This window comes from Mycobacterium sp. 050134, from assembly GCF_036409085.1.
Lineage (GTDB): Bacteria > Actinomycetota > Actinomycetes > Mycobacteriales > Mycobacteriaceae > Mycobacterium.
Genome location: NZ_JAZGLV010000005.1, coordinates 198,254 through 211,074, shown reverse-complemented (window position 1 = coordinate 211,074; position 12,821 = coordinate 198,254). Strand labels below are relative to the sequence as shown.

Below are 12,821 nucleotides of genomic sequence, written 5' to 3'. Positions count from 1 at the left end.
CCAGATGTCGGCTCCGCCTATCTTTCGCCTTGTCGGCGATCGGCGGGTATCCGTGGTGCGCGACGCCGCCGCGGTGTGGCGCGTGTTCGACGAGGATCCGGTCGGCTCGTGCATGGTCGCGGCCCGAGTCGCCGACCACGGCATCGACCCCAATTCCATCGGCGGGGAGCTGTGGACGCGCCGCGGCGCGGACGAGTCGCTGTGCTTCGCCGGCACCAACCTGATTCCGCTGCGCGGCGCGCAGGCCGATCTGCACGCGTTCGCAGACGAGGCGATGAGCGGGACGCGCCGCTGTTCGTCGCTGGTTGGTCGCGCCGACCTGGTGATACCGATGTGGCAGCGGCTCGAGGCCGCCTGGGGCCCGGCGCGGGACGTGCGGGACAACCAGCCGCTGATGGCGCTGACCCGCCACCCGAATTGCGACATCGATCCCGAGGTGCGGCAGGTCAGGCCGGACGAGCTGGACGCCTACCTGGTGGCCGCGGTCGACATGTTCATCGGTGAGGTGGGTGTCGACCCGCGCACGGGCGACGGGGGCCGCGGCTATCGGCGCCGGGTCGCCAGCCTCATCGCCGCCGGCCGGGCCTGGGCTCGCTTCGAGCACGGCGAGGTCATCTTCAAGGCGGAGGTCGGCTCGCAGTCACCCGGGGTCGGTCAGATCCAGGGGGTGTGGGTGCATCCCGAGCGGCGTGGCCTGGGGCTCGGGACCGCCGGCACCGCGACCGTCGCCGCTGTGACCGTCGGCAGCGGGCGGATCGCCAGCCTCTACGTGAACAGCTTCAACACCGTCGCCCGCGCGGCGTACGCGCGAGTGGGCTTCACCGAGGTCGGCACCTTCGCCACGGTGCTGCTGGACTGAGTCGCCTTTCCCCTGAGCGCCCGGCCCGCCGGGCGCTGGCCGGGTGCGCGGGCGCGCCATGCCCGCGAGCAGACGCAAAAGTCCCCCCTGCCTCGGCGTGTCGCGGGCTTTTGCGTCTGCTCGCGCCGGGGGCGGCGAGTACATCACGGTCGGGTCACGGTGTGTCGCCGCCGGCCGGCCGCGACCCCTCAATAACATCTGTAACGATGGCAACACGAAGCACTTTCGTAACAGGCGCGTCGGTGGTCTCCGGGGTGCTGCTCGTCGCGGCCCTGGCCCTCTCGGGATGCACGCCGCGGCCCGACGGGCCGGGTCCGGCCGCCGAGAAGTTCTTCCATGCCCTGTCGATCGGCGACACCGCGACGGCGGCCCAGCTCTCCGACAACCCCAACGACGCCCGCGAAGCGCTCAACGCGGCGTGGGCCGGCCTGCAGGCGACCCACCTGGACGCCCAGATCCTCACCGCCAAGTACGCCGAGGACACCGGCACGATCAGCTACCGCTTCACCTGGCACCTGCCGAAGAACCGGACCTGGGCTTACGACGGCCAGCTACGGATGGCGCGCGACGAGGGGCGCTGGGAGGTGCGCTGGGCCGCCAACGGGCTGCACCCCAGGCTGGGGGAACACCAGACGTTCGCGCTGCGGGCCGACCCGCCGCGCCGCGCGTCGGTCAACGAACTCGGCGGCAGCGACGTCCTGGCGCCCGGCTACCTCTACCACTACACGCTGGACGCGACCCAGGCCGGCTCAGGCCTGGCCCTGATCGGCACGGCCCACGCGGTGGTGGACGTCCTGCACCCGTTCAACAACGCGCTCGGCGACCCGCAACTGCTCGCCGAACAGGCCAGCTCGTCGACCCAGCCGGTGGACCTGGGGGTGACGCTCAAGCCCGACGACAACGACAAGGTTTTCCCGTTGATCGGGAAGCTCCCCGGCGTCGTCGTCACACCCATCGCCGACATGCTGCCCACCGATCCACACTTTGCGCCCGCCGTGGTCAGCGCCGTGAAGAAGGCCGTGATCGACCAGCTCGACGGCCAGGCCGGCTGGCGGGTGGTCAGCGTCAACCAGAACGGCGTCGACGTCGGGGTGCTGCACGAGGTGGAAGGCTCACCGGCGCCCTCGGTGTCGATCACCCTGGACCGGGTGGTGCAGAACGCCGCCCAGCGCGCGGTGGATAACAAGGGCGGCAAGGCGATGATCGTCGTGATCAAGCCGTCGACCGGGGAGATCCTCGCGATCGCTCAGAACGGCGGCGCCGACGCCGACGGCCTGCCCGCCGCCAACGGCCTCTTCCCGCCGGGATCGACCTTCAAGATGGTCACCGCCGGTGCGGCCGTCGACCGCGACATGGCCACGCCCAACTCGATGCTCGGCTGCCCGGGCCATCTCGACATCGGGCACCGCACCATCCCCAACTACGGTGGCTTCGACCTCGGCGTGGTGTCCATGTCGCGGGCGTTCGCCAGCTCGTGCAACACCACCTTTGCCGAGCTGAGCAGCAAGATGCCGCCGCGCGGCCTGACGCAGACGGCCTCCCAGTACGGCATCGGGCTGGACTACACGGTGGACGGAATCACCACGGTGACCGGATCCGTGCCGCCCACTGTGGACCTGGCCGAGCGCACCGAGGACGGCTTCGGCCAGGGCCGGGTGCTGGCCAGCCCGTTCGGCATGGCCTTGGTGGCGGCCACCGTCGCCGCCGGCAAAACCCCCGTGCCGCAGCTGATCGCGGGGCATCCGACGACGGTCGACGGCGACAACACCCCGATCTCGCCCAAGATGGTCGACGCGCTGAGACCGATGATGCGGTTGGTGGTGACCAACGGGACGGCCAAGGAGATCGCCGGCTGCGGCGAGGTCTACGGGAAGACGGGCGAGGCCGAATTTCCGGGCGGCTCGCACTCGTGGTTCGCCGGATACCGCGGTGACCTGGCGTTCGCCTCGCTGATCGTGGGGGGTGGCAGTTCGGAATGGGCGGTCCGGATGACCAAGTTCATGTTCGAGGCCATGCCGCCCGGCTACCTGGCCTAGCGCCTTTCACCGAGGCGCGGCAGCGGTAACCTGCGAACATGACGGATACCGGCGGGGACATGGTGACGTTGCGCGTCTCCGACGCCGACCGCAACGGCACCATGCGGCGGTTGCACAACGCGGTCGCGCTCGGCCTGATCGACATCGACGAGTTCGAACAGCGCTCGTCGCGGGTCTCCTACGCGCGGACCCGGGGTGAGCTGGACGGGGTCGTCGACGACTTGCCCGGCCCGGGCGCCATCGTCACCTCCGCGGCCGACCGGGTGGAACTGCGCGGCTGGGCGGGCTCGCTCAAGCGCCACGGGGAGTGGACGGTGCCGACACGGTTGGCCCTGGTACGCCGGCTGGGGTCGATCGACCTCGACCTCACCAGGGCCCGGTTTGCCGGGCCCGTAGTCGTCATCGAACTCGACATGAGGCTCGGCTCCGTGCGCGTCCGGCTGCCCGACGGGGCCAGCGCCTCGCTCGACGACGTCGAGGTCTACGGGGGCAGCGCCAGCGATCGCCGCAAGGACGCGCCCGGGGAGGGCCGACCGCACGTGGTGCTGACCGGCCGGGTGGTCTGCGGGTCGGTCGTCATTCGTGGACCCCGCCGCTCTCCGCTGCGCCGCCGCAGGGCCTGACGGCCGCAGAAGCAGGTTGGTCCCCACCGGCGATTAAGCTGGCGGCATGCCTGCCCGCACCGCCCTTTCGCCCGGAGTGTTGTCCCCGACCCTTCCGGTGCCCGCCCGCATTCCGCGCCCCGAATACGTCGGGAAATCGACGGCCCAGGAGGGCAGCGAGCCCTGGGTGCAGACGCCGGAGGTGATCGAGAAGATGCGGGTCGCCGGCCGGATCGCGGCCGGCGCGCTGGCCGAGGCGGGCAAAGCCGTCGCGCCCGGGGTGACGACCGACGAGCTGGACCGGATCGCGCACGAGTACATGGTCGACCACGGCGCCTACCCGTCGACGCTGGGCTATAAGGGCTTCCCGAAGTCGTGCTGCACGTCGCTCAACGAGGCGATCTGCCACGGCATCCCCGACTCGACGGTGATCGAAGACGGCGACATCGTCAACATCGACGTCACCGCCTATATCGACGGGGTGCACGGCGACACCAATGCGACCTTCCTCGCCGGCGATGTCTCCGAGGAACACCGGCTGCTCGTCGAGCGCACCCGCGAGGCGACCATGCGCGCGATCAACGCGGTCAAACCCGGCCGCGCGCTGTCGGTCGTGGGGCGGGTCATCGAGGCCTACGCGAACCGCTTCGGCTACAACGTGGTTCGCGACTTCACCGGCCACGGCATCGGAACCACCTTCCACAACGGCCTGGTCGTGCTGCACTACGACCAGCCCTCCGTGACGACGATCATGCAGCCGGGCATGACGTTCACCATTGAACCGATGATCAATCTCGGCGGCCTGGACTACGAGATCTGGGACGATGGCTGGACGGTGGTTACCAAGGACCGCAAGTGGACCGCCCAGTTCGAGCACACGCTGCTGGTCACCGACACCGGCGCCGAAATCCTCACGCTCCCATGAGGTTTCTCCCGCCACCCGTAGCTCGGTGAGCGGGGCCTTGCTGGTCGCCGGCACCAGCTCCGACGCCGGGAAGTCCGTCGTGGTGGCCGGGTTGTGCCGGCTGCTGGCCCGGGGTGGGGCCCGGGTTGCGCCGTTCAAGGCGCAGAACATGTCCAACAACTCCGTGGTGACCGTCGAGGGCGGGGAGATCGGCCGGGCGCAGGCGATCCAGGCGCGGGCGGCCGGGCTCGAGCCCAGCGTCCGGTTCAACCCGATCCTGCTCAAGCCCGGCAGCGACCGCGCGTCACAGCTGGTGATCCGCGGCCAGGTGGCGGAATCGGTCACCGCCGCAAGCTATGTGCGGCACCGGGACCGGCTCGCCGGCATCGTCGCGGACGACCTGGCCCGCCTGCGTGACGAGTTCGATGCGGTGATCTGTGAGGGGGCCGGGTCGCCGGCCGAAATCAACCTGCGCGCAACCGATCTGGCCAACATGGGCCTGGCCCGGGCCGCGGACCTGCCGGTACTGCTGGTGGGCGACATCGACCGCGGCGGACTCCTCGCCCACCTGTTCGGCACAGTCGCCGTGCTCGAACCCGAGGACCAGGCGCTGATCGCCGGCTTCGTCGTCAACAAATTCCGTGGCGACCCGGCGCTGCTGGCGCCCGGGCTCGATCAGTTGCGGGCCATGACCGGCCGCCCGACGTACGGAGTGCTGCCCCACGCCGAGGAACTGTGGCTGGACGCCGAGGACTCGCTGTCGGTGGTCCCACACCGCGCGGTGGGAACGTCGGCCCCGCCGCGCGGAAGCGAATGGCTGCGCGTGGCCGCCGTCCGGTTGCCGCGGATCTCCAACTCCACCGACGTCGAGGCGCTGGCCTGCGAACCGGGGGTGCTGGTGCGGTGGGTAACCGACCCCGCCGACCTGGCCGATGCGGATCTGATCGTCCTTCCCGGCAGCAAGGCCACCGTCGCCGACCTGGCGTGGCTGCACGAGCGGGGCCTGGCGGCCGCGATCACCCGGCACGCGCGGGCCGACCGGCCGGTGCTCGGCATCTGCGGGGGATTCCAGATGTTGTGCCGCCGCATCGACGACCCGGTGGAATCCGGGCGGGGGGAGGTCGCCGGGCTGGGCCTGCTCGACGCCGACATCGCGTTCCGCGCGGCCAAGACGCTGCGCCGCTGGCAGCGACCGCTCACCGGCTACGAGATCCATCACGGCCAGGTCCGCCGGTGCGGCGAGGAGGCGTGGTTCGCCGCCGGCGCCGAGCCGCAGGGGCTCGCGCGCGGCGCCGTCTTCGGCACCCACTGGCACGGCCTGCTGGATAACGACGGGTTCCGTCGCGGGTGGCTGACCCTCGTCGCCGAGGCGGCCGGGCGACGCGGCTTCGTGGTAGCCGCCGACACCGACGTCGCGGCTCGGCGTGACGCGCAGCTCGACGCGATCGCCAACTTGTTGGCCGCCCACCTCGACCTCGACGCCGTCCTCGGGCTGCTCGACGGTCCGCCACCGCAACGGCCGTGCCTGTCAACGTCGTTGCAGCGCTGAGGAGCCGAGCGACTCCCGCGCCGGCCGGGCAGTCGACGCATCGATGTGGAGGGCACCTCGCGCCCCCGGACCGATTGGCTGTAACGTGCGTGAGTGACCTCGATGATGACGACGCTCGACGGTTTCCCCGTCCCGGTGGCCGTTGCGGGTCCGGAGAAAGGCGTCGTCGTCCTCTTCCTGGGTGACGAGCAGCGCGCCCCCGCCACCTACGACGCGGTGTGCGAGCGCCTGCACACCGCCTCGCTGCGAACCGTCGTGGTCGGATTCGACCCCCGCCTCACCGCCAAGTCGGTGGTCGGCATCCTCGACGCCCTGGGGATCGGCTGGGCCGTGATCGTCGGTGACCGCGCCGGGGCCGGGCTGGCCTGGGAGGTCGCGGCGACGAGGCTGGGCCGGTTCGTCGGGCTCGTGGCGATCGACCGGGGCCATCCCCGGGTTCCCGACCCCGCCGGGGCGGTCGCCGACGACCAGTGCCCGCCAGTGGAAGTCGGCACCACGGTGCTGGTCAGCTCCCCGGGCGCGCGGGCGATCGCCCGCAACAGCCAGCGGCTGGTCTACGCCGAGTACCGCGTGGTGGAGCTGGGGCGCCGCACCGTGCAGGAGTCGACGGCTCAGCTGGCCGCCGAGATCGTGTTGCGCGCCAGCACCTGGTAATTCCTGGTTGACTAGCCGTCATGGCTCGTGAGGAGAATGCCGGCGCCCCGCTGTCGCTGGGTGCCCTGGACCAAATGGTGGGTATCGGCGAGGTCGACACCGTCATCGTCGCGTTCGCCGACATGCAGGGCCGGCTGGTCGGGAAGCGGGTCTCGGCCCGGCTTTTCGTCGACGAGATCGCGACGCACGGCGCCGAATGCTGCAACTATCTGCTGGCCGTCGACGTCGAGATGAACACTGTCGCGGGCTACGCGATGTCGAGCTGGGAAACCGGCTACGCGGATATGGTGATGGCGCCGGACCTGTCCACCCTGCGGCTGGTGCCCTGGTTGCCCGCGACCGCGCTGGTGATCGCCGACCTGGCGTGGGCCGACGGCAGCCCGGTGTCGGTGGCGCCGCGCGCCGTCCTGCGACGGCAACTCGGCCGGCTGGCCGAGCGGGGACTGAGCGCCGACGTCGCGACCGAGCTCGAGTTCATGGTGTTTGACGAGCCGTACCGCCAGGCGTGGGCCGCCGGCTACCGGGGCCTGACCCCGGCCAGCGACTACAACATCGACTACGCGGTGCTCGCGTCGTCGCGCATGGAGCCGCTGCTGCGTGACATCCGGCAGGGTATGCAGGGCGCGGGCCTGCGGTTCGAGGCCGTCAAAGGCGAATGCAACAGGGGCCAGCAGGAAATCGGCTTTCGGTACGACGAGGCCCTGGTCACTTGCGACAACCACACCATCTACAAGAATGGCGCCAAGGAGATCGCTGACCAGCATGGCAAGAGCCTGACCTTCATGGCGAAATACGATGAGCGCGAGGGCAACAGCTGCCACGTTCACCTGTCGCTGCGCGGTCCGGACGGCTCGGCGGCATTCTGCGACGGCGACCGGCCGCACGGCATGTCGGGAACTTTCGGCAGTTTCGTCGCGGGCCTGCTGGCCGGGCTGCCCGAGCTGACCCTGTTTCACGCGCCGAACATCAACTCCTACAAGCGATTCGTCGACGGAAGCTTCGCGCCCACCGCCATCGCCTGGGGTCTGGACAACCGCACGTGCGCGCTCCGCGTCGTCGGGCACGGCCGCAGCATCCGCGTCGAATGCCGGGTCCCCGGCGGCGACGTCAACCCCTACCTGGCGGTGGCGGCGCTGATCGCGGGGGGCCTGTACGGTGTCGAACAGGGATTGGAGGCGCCCGAGCCGTGCACGGGTAACGCCTACGAGGCGACCGGCGTCGGGCGGCTGCCCGCCACGCTGGCCGAAGCGGCGGCCTTGTTCGCGGGGTCCGCGCTCGCACGGCAGGCCTTTGGCGACGACGTCGTCGCGCACTATCTGAACAACGCGCGCGTGGAGCTGGCGGCGTTCAACGCGGCGGTCACCGACTGGGAGAGGATGCGGGGTTTTGAACGCCTCTGAGTTTGATGGTGGCGACCCGCTTTGCCCGGCTTCGCCGCGCTCGCGATCGCCACGGGAATTTGATGGTGGCGACCTCTCCCCAGCTCCGCGGGGTCCCCAGCGCCCGGCTTCGCCGCGCTCGCGATCGCCACGGAAGTTTGATGGTGGCGACGACCCGGTCGTGGGCCTGACCACCTACCTCGACCGCGCGCAGATGGGTGTCTGGGACATCTGTGCGGGCCTGCTGCCGGCCAGCTACTTCCAGGGCGTCACGCGGGCCGGTGGCATCGCGGTGCTGCTGCCCCCGCAGCCGGTCGACCGGGCCGCCGCCGACCGGGTGCTCGACCGGCTCGACGGCCTGGTAATCACCGGCGGCAAAGACATCGACCCCGCGGCCTACGGTCAGCAGCCACACCCGGACACCGACGAGCCCGCCCCGTTGCGCGACGCGTGGGAGTTCGCGCTGCTGCGCGGGGCGTTGCGGCGGGGTTTGCCGGTGCTGGGCATTTGCCGCGGCGCGCAGGCCCTCAACGTGGCGCTCGGCGGCACGCTGCACCAGCATCTGCCCGACGTCCTCGGTCACTCGGGGCACCGGGCCGGCAACGCGGTCTTCACGTCACTGCCGGTGCGCACGGTCGCCGGGACGCGGCTGGCCGCGTTGCTGGGGGAGTCGGTCGAGACGAGCTGTTATCACCATCAGGCGATCGCGACGGTGGGCGAGGGGCTGGTGGTCAGCGCGTGGGACGCCGACGGCGTGGTCGAGGCGCTCGAGGTGCCGGGCGACGCGTTCGCCCTCGCCGTGCAGTGGCACCCGGAGGAGCGGCTGGACGACCTGCGGCTGTTCTCGGCGATCGTCGGGGCGGCGCGGGCGTACGCGGACGGCCGATGAGCGCCGCGCAGCTGGTCAACCCCGCGACCGGGGAAGCGCTGCGCACGATTGAGCACGTCGACGCCGCCGGCGTGGACGACGCGGTGCGGCGTGCCGCCGAGGCGCAACGACGCTGGGCGCGGGTGCCCCCGGCGCAGCGCGCCGAGGCGCTGCGAGCCTTCGCCGCCGCCGTCGACGCCCACATCGGCGAACTGGCCGCCCTCGAGGTCGCCAACTCGGGGCATCCGATCGCGTCGGCCGAGGCCGAGGCCCGTCAGGTCCGCGACGTCCTGCAGTTTTATGCCGCGGCGCCGGAACGGCTGTCCGGCAGGCAGATTCCCGTCGCCGGCGGGATCGACGTCACCTTCAACGAACCGCTGGGTGTGGTCGGGGTGATCACGCCGTGGAACTTCCCGATGGTCATCGCGTCCTGGGGCATCGCGCCGGCGCTTGCCGCGGGCAACGCCGTGCTGGTCAAGCCCGCCGAGTGGACGCCGCTGACCACGCTGCGGCTCGGTGAGCTGGCGGTCGAGTCGGGGCTGGACCGCGACCTGCTGCAGGTGCTGCCGGGCGAGGGCTCGGTGGTCGGCGAGCGGTTCGTCACGCACCCGGGCGTCCGTAAGATCGTGTTCACCGGCTCCACGCGCGTTGGCAAACGGGTGATGGCCGGCGCCGCCACGCACGTCAAGCGGGTGACGCTGGAGCTGGGCGGCAAGAGCGCCAACATTGTCTTCGCCGACTGCGACCTCGAGCGGGCGGCGGCGACCGCCCCGGCCGGGGTGTTCGACAACGCCGGGCAGGACTGCTGCGCCCGCAGCCGGATACTGGTGCAGCGCAACGTGTATGACCGATTCATGGAATTGCTGGAGCCGGCGGTCCGCGGCGTCGTCGTCGGTGACCCGGGCTCGCGCGATACCGAAATGGGCCCGCTGGTCTCGGCCGCGCACCGCGACAAGGTCGCCTCCTACGTGCCCGAAGGCGCGCCCGTCGCGTTCCGCGGCTTTGCCCCGTCCGGCCCGGGTTTCTGGTTCGCCCCAACGGTTCTGACGCCGGCCCGCACCGACCCCGCCGTCATCGACGAGATCTTCGGCCCGGTCGTGACCGTGCTGGCGTTCGATGACGAGCACGACGCCGTCGCGCTGGCCAACGACACGACATACGGCCTGTCGGGATCCATCTGGACCGACGACCTGTCCCGAGCGCTGCGGGTGTCGCGGGCCGTCGAAGCGGGCAACCTCTCGGTCAACTCGCACTCGTCGGTGCGCTACAACACCCCGTTCGGCGGCTTCAAGCAGTCTGGGCTGGGGCGCGAGCTCGGCCCCGACGCGCCATTGCAATTCACGGAGACCAAGAACGTCTTCATCGCTGTGAGGGAGGCGTGATGGATCTGACCCAGCGGCTGGCGGGGCGGGTGGCCGTGGTCACCGGCGGGGGTGGCGGCATCGGGCTGGCCGCGGCCCGGCGGATGCGGGCGGAGGGGGCGAGGATCGTGGTCGCCGACATCGACGCCGACGCCGGGGCCGCGGCCGCGGACGAGCTCTCCGGGCTGTTCGTCCGCACGGACGTGTCCGACCAAGGCGCGGTCGACGCGCTGTTCGACACCGCCGCCGAAGCGCACGGTTCGGTCGACATCGCGTTCAACAACGCCGGCATCTCGCCGCCCGACGACAACCTGATCGAGAACACCGAACTGCCCGCCTGGCAACGGGTTCAGGACGTCAACCTGAAGTCGGTTTACCTGTGCTGCCGGGCGGCGCTGCGGCACATGATCCCCGCCGGCAGGGGGTCGATCATCAACACGGCGTCGTTCGTCGCGGTGCTGGGATCGGCGACCTCACAGATCTCCTATACCGCCTCGAAGGGCGGGGTGCTGGCCATGTCGCGCGAGCTGGGGGTGCAGTTTGCGCGCCAGGGCATCCGGGTCAACGCGCTGTGCCCCGGTCCGGTCAACACCCCGCTGCTGCAGGAGCTGTTCGCCAAGAACCCCGAGCGGGCCGCCCGCCGGTTGGTGCACGTGCCGGTCGGGCGCTTCGCCGAGCCGGCCGAAATCGCCGCCGCCGTCGCGTTCTTGGCCAGCGACGACGCGTCGTTCATCACCGCCTCGACGTTCTTGGTGGACGGCGGCATCAGTTCGGCGTACGTCACCCCGTTCTGAGCCGTCCTACGCGACGGTTCCGCGGCGGACGGGGATCGGCGTGGCCACGGCGGACCAGACGCGGGGCACCGACAGCGCCCCGAGCAAGCTGGCACGACCCAGCCGCACGCGGATCGTCGGCGCCTGGCCGTTGCCGGGCAAGAGATAGCGCAAAGCGGCCGCCTTGTTGAGCGCGTTGAGCCGACTGATCGCGATCCCCGACGGCGCGCTCAACGAGCTCAGCCTCGACAGGGACGGCGTCGCCGACGCCAGGGGCACGTCGAGCGTCGTCGACGGTGACCGACCGAGCGCCCGCAACGCGTCGGGGATGCTCGACATCACCCGCCGGCCCGTCGACACGACGTGGGGCGCGGATGCCACGGCCCAGGTAGGGGCGGCCGGGGCCCGGCAGGCGGGTGTGGCCGGCGGGGCGAACGGCGTCAGCACCGAAGCTGCGGCCGAGGCGCGGGCGTAGGCGGCCATGGCCCGCGCGTTGCGCACCCACATGCCGTCGTAGTCGGTGTCGGTGTCCGCGACCGCCGGGCTGGCCTGGCCCAGAATGTTGGCCGCGGCCAGCGACTTTCGCCGCGTCCGGTTCGCCTCGATCGCCGGTGGGGGTACCGTCGCCGTCAACGCCGCGTCGTGCGCCCGAGCCGACGCCGCGGCGCCGTGGGCCGCGTCTTCGGCGCTTGCGGCGGTCGCTTCGAGCCACTCGACGCACGCCGCGGCGTGCGCGGCCGCATCCGCGGCCGGAAGCCTCGCGGCGAGCTTCGCGTAGTCCGCCGCCGCGGTCCACAGCCGCTGCGACAGTCGATGCCAGGTGGCGGCGGCCTCGCTCAGCGACTGCGAGCCCGGCCCGTCGTATAGCCGCCCGGAGTTGGTCTCGGGCGGTAACAATGCGAAATTCATCGTGATGCCTGCCTAACGCGCTAGGAGTCGCTCGCGGAACGGACTCTCCAAGTCATAAACGCGGGGGTTACACGCCCCGTTCACGAACTGCCGTGTGATCTAGGATTCGGGGACCTGGCGCTGAACGATCAGCGGCGAGCGACGCAGAGCCGGGTGAGATTCGTGCGGGCGTGGCCGGCGGTGGAAGCGTCGGGATGGTACCCGGACGCCTCAATGACGTTGTCGGGGGCCAACACTGGGGCCCGGAACCATGGTGGTGACACGCGCGCCCACGACGCCGGCCGATCCCGCGTCATCCACATGCTGTGGAACGGCTTCTTGCCGGCGGGCGCGGACTGCGGCGAAAAAGCATGAGCGACCGCGGCATCGGTCTGCGGCACCGATTTCGTGGCGCTGACGGGTGCGTGCGACCAGGCCGCCGGTTCCGGTGGTGCGGCGGCCGAAAACTGCGGTCGCAGCGCCGATCCCGCGATCAGCGCAACGAATACGCCGAGGATCGCGGCGGCCGCCACCACGGGCCGGCGACGTCGTCGCCTGCCGTCGCCCCACCACCCCACGCTGGCTGACTGTACAACAACAGACTGGAGCGGCAAGGTCTGCGAGCTGTGAATACGGTCAAAGTCCGGTATGGGTTTCGGTGTGCGAGTGCTCAGCCGGCGGCCGGCGGATGCGCCCCTATGGTGGGCCGGAACCCGTAGCGCGGGATATCGCTCACCCCTCGCCCGGACGGGCCGGCCAGTGGCACGCCGCCGAGCGTATTTGCCAGCCCGGACGCCGCCGGCGGCGCGACCGTCCCGCGGTCGGCAACGGCGCGGGGGCCGGGCTCATCGGCTCGGCCGCCATCGACGTCGAGGCCCGTGGAAGGTACGCATCGACTGCTCCAGTTCAGTGGGCTTTGGGCCGGGACGCCCCGAAGAAGTGGGCGCA

Annotated in this window: 12 protein-coding genes; 10 read left to right on the top strand and 2 right to left on the bottom strand. The window is 71.2% G+C overall.

Features of this window, described 5'->3' with window-relative positions; genetic code table 11:
• Positions 1 to 4 precede the first annotated feature (4 nt).
• The 10 genes from SKC42_RS08165 to SKC42_RS08120 all read left to right on the top strand — a co-directional run bounded on the left by SKC42_RS08165 (position 5) and on the right by SKC42_RS08120 (position 11,006).
• Positions 5 to 859 (top strand): GNAT family N-acetyltransferase, encoded by an 855-nt coding sequence (locus SKC42_RS08165; protein ID WP_330963794.1) that lies wholly within the window; start codon positions 5 to 7, stop codon positions 857 to 859.
• A 206-nt stretch (positions 860 to 1,065) separates the two neighbouring features.
• Positions 1,066 to 2,895 carry a penicillin-binding transpeptidase domain-containing protein gene (locus tag SKC42_RS08160; RefSeq protein ID WP_330963793.1) on the top strand — a complete coding sequence of 610 codons (1,830 nt, stop codon included), beginning with the start codon at positions 1,066 to 1,068 and terminating at the stop codon, positions 2,893 to 2,895.
• Between the two features lie 38 nt (positions 2,896 to 2,933).
• Positions 2,934 to 3,518 carry a DUF1707 SHOCT-like domain-containing protein gene (locus SKC42_RS08155; RefSeq protein ID WP_330963792.1) on the top strand — a complete coding sequence of 195 codons (585 nt, stop codon included), beginning with the start codon at positions 2,934 to 2,936 and terminating at the stop codon, positions 3,516 to 3,518.
• 46 nt (positions 3,519 to 3,564) lie between these two features.
• Positions 3,565 to 4,422 (top strand): type I methionyl aminopeptidase, encoded by an 858-nt coding sequence (gene map / locus SKC42_RS08150; protein WP_330963791.1) that lies wholly within the window; start codon positions 3,565 to 3,567, stop codon positions 4,420 to 4,422.
• Positions 4,423 to 4,447: 25 nt separating this feature from the next.
• On the top strand, positions 4,448 to 5,950 hold the full coding sequence (locus SKC42_RS08145; RefSeq protein WP_330963790.1) for a cobyric acid synthase: 1,503 nt from the start codon (positions 4,448 to 4,450) through the stop codon (positions 5,948 to 5,950).
• A gap of 102 nt (positions 5,951 to 6,052) precedes the next feature.
• Positions 6,053 to 6,604 carry an alpha/beta fold hydrolase gene (locus SKC42_RS08140; RefSeq protein WP_330963895.1) on the top strand — a complete coding sequence of 184 codons (552 nt, stop codon included), beginning with the start codon at positions 6,053 to 6,055 and terminating at the stop codon, positions 6,602 to 6,604.
• A 74-nt stretch (positions 6,605 to 6,678) separates the two neighbouring features.
• A complete protein-coding gene (locus SKC42_RS08135; protein ID WP_442932051.1) occupies positions 6,679 to 8,004 on the top strand; it encodes a glutamine synthetase family protein in 1,326 nt (441 codons plus the stop codon).
• Positions 7,991 to 8,872: a gamma-glutamyl-gamma-aminobutyrate hydrolase family protein gene (locus SKC42_RS08130; RefSeq protein ID WP_330963788.1), complete on the top strand. Its 882-nt coding sequence runs from the start codon at positions 7,991 to 7,993 to the stop codon at positions 8,870 to 8,872. The genes SKC42_RS08135 and SKC42_RS08130 overlap by 14 nt, the downstream gene beginning before the upstream one ends.
• The gene (locus SKC42_RS08125; protein WP_330963787.1) at positions 8,869 to 10,233 is read left to right on the top strand and encodes an aldehyde dehydrogenase family protein; all 1,365 of its coding nucleotides are present in this window, start codon (positions 8,869 to 8,871) and stop codon (positions 10,231 to 10,233) included. Before SKC42_RS08130 ends, SKC42_RS08125 begins: the two co-directional genes overlap by 4 nt.
• A complete protein-coding gene (locus SKC42_RS08120) occupies positions 10,230 to 11,006 on the top strand; it encodes a 3-oxoacyl-ACP reductase (protein ID WP_330963786.1) in 777 nt (258 codons plus the stop codon). The genes SKC42_RS08125 and SKC42_RS08120 overlap by 4 nt, the downstream gene beginning before the upstream one ends.
• Before the next feature lie 6 nt (positions 11,007 to 11,012).
• On the opposite strand, the gene SKC42_RS08115 is transcribed toward SKC42_RS08120, so the two are convergent.
• A complete protein-coding gene (locus SKC42_RS08115; protein ID WP_330963785.1) occupies positions 11,013 to 11,894 on the bottom strand; it encodes a PPE domain-containing protein in 882 nt (293 codons plus the stop codon).
• Positions 11,895 to 12,022: 128 nt separating this feature from the next.
• A complete protein-coding gene (locus SKC42_RS08110) occupies positions 12,023 to 12,451 on the bottom strand; it encodes a hypothetical protein (protein ID WP_330963784.1) in 429 nt (142 codons plus the stop codon).
• Positions 12,452 to 12,821: the final 370 nt, after the last annotated feature.

What these genes read in the sequence shown, in the direction of transcription:
- SKC42_RS08115 (WP_330963785.1), bottom strand. Translation starts at nt 11,894, where the DNA reads ATGAATTTCGCATTGTTACCGCCCGAGACCAACTCCGGGCGGCTATAC.
- SKC42_RS08155 (WP_330963792.1), top strand. Translation starts at nt 2,934, where the DNA reads ATGACGGATACCGGCGGGGACATGGTGACGTTGCGCGTCTCCGACGCC.
- SKC42_RS08165 (WP_330963794.1), top strand. Translation starts at nt 5, where the DNA reads ATGTCGGCTCCGCCTATCTTTCGCCTTGTCGGCGATCGGCGGGTATCC.
- SKC42_RS08135 (WP_442932051.1), top strand. Translation starts at nt 6,679, where the DNA reads ATGGTGGGTATCGGCGAGGTCGACACCGTCATCGTCGCGTTCGCCGAC.
- map (WP_330963791.1), top strand. Translation starts at nt 3,565, where the DNA reads ATGCCTGCCCGCACCGCCCTTTCGCCCGGAGTGTTGTCCCCGACCCTT.
- SKC42_RS08160 (WP_330963793.1), top strand. Translation starts at nt 1,066, where the DNA reads ATGGCAACACGAAGCACTTTCGTAACAGGCGCGTCGGTGGTCTCCGGG.
- SKC42_RS08140 (WP_330963895.1), top strand. Translation starts at nt 6,053, where the DNA reads ATGATGACGACGCTCGACGGTTTCCCCGTCCCGGTGGCCGTTGCGGGT.
- SKC42_RS08125 (WP_330963787.1), top strand. Translation starts at nt 8,869, where the DNA reads ATGAGCGCCGCGCAGCTGGTCAACCCCGCGACCGGGGAAGCGCTGCGC.